This window comes from Deltaproteobacteria bacterium (assembly GCA_030654105.1).
Taxonomy (GTDB): Bacteria; Desulfobacterota; SM23-61; order SM23-61; family SM23-61; genus JAHJQK01.
This window is the reverse complement of the sequence record JAURYC010000285.1, coordinates 1-5383: the sequence shown is the minus strand read 5'-3', so window position 1 is coordinate 5383 and position 5383 is coordinate 1. Positions and strand designations below refer to the sequence as shown.

The following is a 5383-nucleotide window of genomic DNA, read 5'->3' as shown; positions in this document are numbered from 1 at the left end:
CTCAGATCTGTAGGATCTCTTTGGAACCCATTCTTTCAAACTTCTTTCCTTGTCTTTATTTATTTGATTTCTTTCCAATTAAGTTTTTTTCTATGAAACCCCGTAAGGAACTCCATATTAGTAAGGTAATACCCCGAAGTGGGGACATTCCTGCCTGTGGCGGCAGGGTGTAGCAGGCCTGTCCTGCTCTAGGAAGGATGAAATCTTTCGGGTCGTCTTAGGTAGTATTTATTCCGGGAATAACCAGTCGTTTGTAATTTTTGCCTCTTTTTCAATAATCATCCGAATCAATTTCCTCGGCCTCCTTGTATTTTTCATCCCTCCCACTCCGGAAGCTCATATCCACCCTCTTGAAGCAACTCCAACTCCTCTGGGGTGGCAGAATCTAAAAAAAACTCTGCCTCTTCCGGGCTGAAGGGTTCATCGTTTACAATCAAGACAGGAAGTCCGTCTTGGCTCACTGGATATTCCGTGGTCAGCTCACCTAAAACTGGTTCGCCCTCAAAGGTTCTTAATTTCAAGAAACCCTCCTTTAGTCAAGAAAAACGGGTCTTCTCCTCTCGGTCTATCTATTTACCTCCCTCGGCCCCCGTAAAGTTCTGAATGCCTTGCGTGCTCTTGCCAGTTCTTGATGTACTTCTCGGATAGAGCCTTATCTTTTATTACCAGCAGGTTCTCTGCGTCCTTTTCCTCAGCTGCCCGAGTGAAAATGAAGCTACGGGTGATGACTGTTTTCCCTATTCATCATAGAAAGAAAGATACGCCTGTTAACAGAATCTGTCAATCATTGCTTTCAAGATTGCTTTCAAGAACCAAGCTTGCCCCCCTTCACTTTTTTATTTTCCTAATATTTTCGAGTCCAGGGAGGCAGTGGGTCGTTACTATTCCGGGGCTTAACTTCTGTCGTTACAGCAAGCGGAGAGATCCAATCATTATGAATTTACAAATGAATATGGAAAAGTGATGGTAGGCAAGCTGAACCAAGACATTGACAAAAATGCCCGGCGGTGCAATATTAATTTATGATTGGCAATAAACTGGCAGTAAGGTAATTTATTTAGAAAGGACTATCCCTTTGTGAGCGATGCAGGTCGCCAGAGGATCGGTTGGTAGTGAAGGACTCATTTGAGGGCATCTTCTGAGAACGTTAACTTGCTGGGCCTTTCCCTATAGATTGATTTTGATTTTGCTTGGAGGTGGATGATGGCGGAACCGGAACCGATTCGGAAGATTGGCACGAAGATCGCGATGGAATGGAGGGACAGTAAGACGGCTGAAGTAGGGGGCACAGAGCGGATTCGTAAACTCAATCGATTGCTCCATTCCTTCCGGCCCTCTTTGGATCTCCATCGGGCGCGTTGCTTCACTAAAATCTACAAAGAAATGGAAGGGTGCAGCGAGAAAAGAAAGATGTATTTTGCCATGGCGGAAACGATCGCTACCCTCCCCGCCGTGATCTATGACCACGAAAGGATTCTTGGCTGGCAAGGAAAGAAACCCAGAACGGAAAACCTTTCCATCGAACAACACGCCCATTGGATCATAGAGGAGTTGGATATCATTCCGACTCGAACGTATGACCCCTTCGAGATCGATGAAGAGGACAAGAAAGAACTGAGAGAGGTCCATCTGCCCTACTGGGCGCCGAGAACTTGCGTCGCGAAGTGGGCCAAGCGGGTTCCTTTTCCTGAAAAAATGCAGGAAAGCGGCATCGCCTATGTCGGCAACTATCTCCACAACGCCGGCTCTCATTTCCTGCCGGATTTTCCAGGCCTCTTCCAGATCGGCTTCAAGGGCTACCACGAGAAGGCCCAAAGATTGCTGAAGGACTGGGACCCCAATGACCCTGAGGCGATCGACCAAAAGGATTTTTATGAAGGCCTCGTGGCTGTCCTGGAGGCCATCAAGAAGCTCGGGGAGCGATACGCCGAGGGGGCCGCCCAAAAGGCCCAGGCGGAAAAAAACCCGGTCCGCAAGCAGGAGCTGGAAGAAGCCAGCGCCATGTTAAGCCGGGTGCCTTGGAATCCTCCCACCACTTTTTATGAGGGCCTCCAAGCGGTGTGGTTTGTTCAGTTGCTGTTGAGTATCGATGGCACCGGCCCCTCGAACAGCCTGGGTCGTTTTGACCAATATATGTATCCTTTATACAGGTCCGACGTTGAAGCGGGACGCCTGAATGAAGACTTGGCCAGGGAGATGCTGGAGGAATTCTACATCAAGTTGACGAACATTGTGGACGTGACCCCCACCCAATTGGCAATCAATGGGCGCGGTTATTTCCGATTCCAGCAGCTCGACGTGGGGGGGGTGGACCGGAATGGCAACGACGCGTCCAACAACGTGAGTTACCTGGCCATTCAGGCCATGCGGGAAGTTCACACGACGTCGCCCTCGGTCTCCCTTCTGCTTCACCCGAAGACTCCGGATAATCTGCTGTATGAGGCGGTCATGCTTGCCGCCATGGGGATGGGACATCCCAGTTTCTTCAACTGTGAAACCCTGTGGCAGCAGCTCATGGGACGCGCCGCCGGGCTCAACGGCCCGAGCAAGTATTCCTTCGAGCAAATACGGGAATATGGGGCTTATATCGGTTGCGTTGAACCCGGTGTTCAGGGGATGCAGTACGGCCACACGGATAGCGCCATGCTCAACATGTGCGCCGTGATGAGCCTGGTGCTGAACAACGGGGTCAAACCAAAAGGCGCCCCGGGCTGGGGGGCCGGGAGGCAGTGCGGTCCCAAGACGGGCGATCCTCGAGGTTTCAAGACTTTTGAAGAGTTTTTCGACGCCTTCAAGGTTCAACTGGCTTACGCGATCAAGGAGTCCCACGCTCACATGATCGTGGCCGAGAAGATCCGGTCCGAGGAACATTTCAAACCGGTTTACACCATCCTGACGAAGGGGACGATTGAAAAGGGGCTCGACGTGGAGGAAGGGGGAGCGCCGGTGACCGTAGGCCCCGTCATGGCCGTTTTGGGCACAGCCGATGTGGCAAACTCTCTGTACAATATCAAGACGATGATCTATGAGAACAAAGAGATCACCCTGGACGAACTCTTAACGGCCATCGACGCCAATTTCGAGGGCTATGAACTGTTGAGGGAAAAACTGAGAAATTCACCCAAGTACGGCAACGACCTGGACGGGCCGGACTCCTTAGCGCGTGAAGTCTTGGACTTTTACGCCCTGGAGACCAAAAAATATAAGACTTATCTCGGTCATTACATGGATCCTTCCATTCAAATGGTTGCGGCCAACGTGAGCTTCGGCAAGAAAACCTGGGCGCAACCCAACGGCAAGAAGGCAGGCGTCCCACTGGCCGACACGATCTCTGCGGAGCAGCATACGGATAAAGAAGGACCGACCGCAGCGATCAAGTCCTACGGCAAGCTGGACCATGCCGGGCAGACCAACGGAACGATATTAAATATGTGGATTTCCAGGTCCGAACTGGTCGCGAGCTAGCCCGAACGGGTCGCGCCGCGATAAGCGAATGTTTACGAAGGAGGGGGTATCATGAAAGCCAGCGGGAAATTCAACACGGCAGCTGAAGAGAGTAACCTCTTGTATGACAAGTTCAGCGATTTGCATTTCAAGCGAGAAGGGCTGAAAAAGTTCGCCAACCTGATCCGCACAGCCTTGAATGATCTGGGCATCGCCCACATTCAGTTCAACTGCATCAACAAATCCGTCTTGATCGATGCTCAAAAACATCCCGAGAATTACCCCACGCTGATGGTACGCGTGGCCGGTTATAGTGCTTACTTCACGGACATTGGGAAAGACATACAGGACGATATTATTTCCCGCTCCGAGCATCGGTTCAATTAAAAAGAAAAATATTGAGCCATTCTGATCAGGGGGGAATGAATTTTCTTTCCCCCTGAGCCGCGACTTATCCCATTGGAAAAGGTGGAAAAGGACCACCAAGGTTACAAAAGTGAAAAAAGAAATTCACTCTATGAAGTCTGCGGGCATAAATTCTTATGGGCAATCGGGTGGGCAGGGAACCGTTTTCAACGCCACCAAATATATGCTGGAGGATGGACCGGGCATTCGCACGGTGGTGTTTCTTAAGGGTTGCCCTCTCCGATGTCTGTGGTGCAGCAGCCCGCTCTGCCAAACGACGGAGCCAAGCCTTGTCTATCTCAAGTATAGGTGCGCCTCCTGCGAGGCCTGTTTGCCGGCCTGCCCGCAGCAGGCCCTTTTTTTGGATGAAGAAGGAAAAATCGGACGCAACTTTGAAAGGTGCACCAACTGCGGGATTTGTACCAAGGTCTGCCCGGTGGGAGCCCGGGAGATGCGCGGTTCGACGATGACGGTAGAGGAAGTTCTGGCGAAAGTGGAAAAGGACCGCATCTTCTACCGGCGAGGAAGCGGAGGAGTAACCCTCTCCGGAGGTGAAATCCTGATGCAGGCCGCCTTTGCAACCAACATCTTGCAACGGTGCTGGGATAAGCTCATCCACACCGCGATTGAGACGTGTGCTTTCGGTGGATGGGAAGACCTTCGAGCCATCCTCACTTACACCAACCTGGCCTTTATCGATATTAAACATTCCGATCCTTTGATTCACCATAAACTCACGGGTCGCTCTAATCGTCAAATATTGGACAATATCCGCAAAGCGGCTGCCTATTGCTTGGAATTGGAGAGACACCTCATCTTGCGCCTCGCGGTCGTGCCAGGGATGAATGACTCCCGCGAAAACCTGAGGGACATCGCCCATTTGTTGAAAGACTTGCCAGGAAGCTGGGAGCTGAATCTTCTGCCCTACCACAAATACGGAATCTCCAAATACGACTGGCTGGGGATGGAATACAAGCTCGTTGACGTGGAGCCTCCCTCTCGGGACCAATTGCTGGAGATGGTTCAGTACTTTGAGTCTTTTGGCATTTTGTGCAGCCTGGGCGGCGCGGAGATCCGGAGCGTGGTGGCCTGAGGGCCAATTTCACCTTGCCACCAGTTAGAGCCAAAGCCTATGGAAGGGTTCTTTAAAATCCCGAAGATCAACGGCGTTCGCGAAAAGAAAGCAAAGTATCGCCGACGCAAGACCTGATATTTCTTGTAGCATCCCTTCTTACAATTTTTGGCGGAGATCGGAGGAAGCAATAATAAACAGGGGGTGAAGAATTGGCCAATTGTTCTTGACCAACTACAGATTTTATAGCATTCCTTTCTTCTTGAGAAGCTCGTTATAACCATCGCCAGTCATGGGGCATTTAAATAAGTCGGCTATTTGGGCACTTGTATCCAATCTCAATTGTTTCTTCATTTGTTTCAGCAGATTATCTCCGATGGTCTTGTAGTGGCTGCCATGGGAGGTATATGTAAAGACGCCTGACCTTTTTCCCTCTACCTCATGATAAAAGTAATGATGATG

General features: G+C 50.6%; 5 protein-coding genes. 3 read left to right on the top strand and 2 right to left on the bottom strand.

The features are described 5' to 3' along the window. Positions 1-314: 314 nt before the first annotated feature. Complete coding sequence (locus tag Q7V48_12295; protein MDO9211507.1) at positions 315-521, bottom strand: hypothetical protein; 207 nt, start codon at positions 519-521, stop codon at positions 315-317. A gap of 679 nt (positions 522-1200) precedes the next feature. On the opposite strand from Q7V48_12295, the gene Q7V48_12290 reads away from it, so the two are divergent. The 3 genes from Q7V48_12290 to Q7V48_12280 all read left to right on the top strand — a co-directional run bounded on the left by Q7V48_12290 (position 1201) and on the right by Q7V48_12280 (position 4942). After that, the gene (locus tag Q7V48_12290; GenBank protein MDO9211506.1) at positions 1201-3465 is read left to right on the top strand and encodes a pyruvate formate lyase family protein; all 2265 of its coding nucleotides are present in this window, start codon (positions 1201-1203) and stop codon (positions 3463-3465) included. Positions 3466-3516: 51 nt separating this feature from the next. Next, positions 3517-3831, top strand: a complete 315-nt coding sequence (locus tag Q7V48_12285; GenBank protein MDO9211505.1) for a glycine radical domain-containing protein — start codon at positions 3517-3519, stop codon at positions 3829-3831. Positions 3832-3961: 130 nt separating this feature from the next. Further along, positions 3962-4942 (top strand): glycyl-radical enzyme activating protein, encoded by a 981-nt coding sequence (locus Q7V48_12280; protein MDO9211504.1) that lies wholly within the window; start codon positions 3962-3964, stop codon positions 4940-4942. A gap of 222 nt (positions 4943-5164) precedes the next feature. Here the strand turns inward: Q7V48_12280 and Q7V48_12275 are convergent. Then, positions 5165-5383 (bottom strand): hypothetical protein (locus Q7V48_12275; GenBank protein ID MDO9211503.1); only part of this gene is annotated, 219 nt, incomplete at its 5' end.